This is a genomic window from Mesorhizobium sp. B2-5-11, assembly GCF_006440835.1.
Taxonomy (GTDB): domain Bacteria; phylum Pseudomonadota; class Alphaproteobacteria; order Rhizobiales; family Rhizobiaceae; genus Mesorhizobium.
The window spans coordinates 1-1,684 of record NZ_VFUK01000029.1; the positions used below are offsets into that span (position 1 = coordinate 1).

At 60.9% G+C, this 1,684-nt stretch carries 2 protein-coding genes; one reads left to right on the top strand and one right to left on the bottom strand.

Annotated features, from left to right (window positions below; translation table 11 throughout):
• A partial coding sequence (locus FJ490_RS32480; protein ID WP_140729647.1) for a DUF892 family protein occupies nucleotides 1-362 on the top strand: 362 nt, incomplete at its 5' end.
• Nucleotides 363-922: 560 nt separating this feature from the next.
• On the opposite strand, the gene FJ490_RS32485 is transcribed toward FJ490_RS32480, so the two are convergent.
• Nucleotides 923-1,684, bottom strand: a 762-nt coding sequence (locus tag FJ490_RS32485) for a phospholipase D-like domain-containing protein (RefSeq protein ID WP_246672859.1), incomplete at its 5' end; no start/stop codon positions are given.

Genomic DNA, 1,684 nt, shown 5'->3' on the forward strand with positions numbered 1-1,684 from the left:
CGCGGCAGCAGGCCTCGCGCCTCAAAAGCTGTCTTGACCGGATCGGAGAGGGATCCTCCGCGATGAAAGACGCAGGTGGCAAGCTCACCGCCATGGCCCAGTCGATCAGCGGCGTGTTCGCCGGCGACGAGGTGATGAAGGGTTCGCTTGCCAGCTATACTTTCGAGCATATGGAGATTGCCTCCTACACGATGCTCATCGCCGCGGCCCACGCCGAAGGGGAGGCCGAGGTGGCGCGTGTCTGTGAGCAGAATCTGCGCGAAGAGGAAGCGATGGCGGATTGGCTCAAGAGCCACCTCGCCGAGACGACGCAGATGTTCCTGTCTCGCGCCGCGGCCGACAGCGATGCCGCAAAACGGTGACGCCCAAATGGCGCGGGCGGACTTTTTTTCTGGCGATCGGGTCCGCGGGCGGCTCTTGCGCCGGCCGCTGGGTCTTAGGTCGCAGCTAAGAGCCCGCTTCTCCTCCCACAAGAGCGGACTCTTGTCTCGAGTTTATGATCGGCCGCGGATTCGTCAGGGCACGGGTGGGGCAACATGAAGCGACTTCTGTCAGATCTCGCCGCAATGGCTGAGCCCGGCTTCTGGATCGCCCTGGGGCTTTTGGCGCTGCCTTACGCAAGTGGGCGTATTCGTCCTCATTAAGACATGCCGGTGCCTCTGATCGCTCAGGCTTCCAGCCGCCCATGCGCGGACCTTAATACACCATCGTTGAGAGCACTTTCGGGTCTCACTGTCATGATCGCAAAGGGGCCGCGTGACCGACGAGGTGGGGATGCATCGACCGATGAAGTTGCAGGGCGCGTGTTGAGCAATCCGCTCGGTGTTATTGCGGGGTTGCTCCCATTCTTGCGCGTGGCGCACCATATTAGCCATTTGACGGGCGCAGATGCCGTTTGCGGGGACTCGCCCACCAAGAGGCTCTAGAGTTGCGAGTGTAGTCTGCTGGCCAGCCAGTCCGATACTTTTTCGGTCAGGGGGCGCGCTTCCCATTCGCCCAAACTGATCTGCCTTGATCGCGCAAGATCCTGGCTGAACAGGTCGATCTGCGTTTTGGCAAAATCCCGGCCGTAGACATTCAGCGTGGCTTCGTCGTTCAGCCGCAAGGAGCGCTCGTCCAGGTTGGCAGAGCCAAAGCTCGTCCAGACGTCGTCGACGATCAGGAGTTTGGGATGATACATCGTTGGCTGGAACTCGAAGATCCGGACCCCAGCTTTGAGCAAGTCGCCCCAGAAGTACCGCGAGCCCTTTCGGACCAGGGGCACGTCTGTGAGCCAGTTGGGCACGATCACGTCGACTGCTACCCCTCGTTTCCTGGCGTCCAAGATCTGCTGCAGGGCAATATCGTCAGGCACGAAATAGGCCATTCCGATGCGAAGATGATCCCTGGCGGCAGCGATCGCCGCCAGCATCATCAGTTCCATGTTCTCCGAGCCATTTGGCTGCGATGACAGGATCAGCTGAGCGCTAAGCGACCCCGCAGGTTCGGAGGGTGGGTAGAACTTCTCACCTTGCAATGTCTCGCCGGCCGTCTCCAACCAGTTTTCCGCGAATGCCGCCTGGAAGGCAGACACTGCGGGTCCTTTGACTTGATAGTGCGTGTCGCGCCACTCATCTGGATTGCGGGCGTTTCCGAGCCAGTTGTCGGCAATACCGACGCCGCCGGTGAACGCGACCAGCCCGTC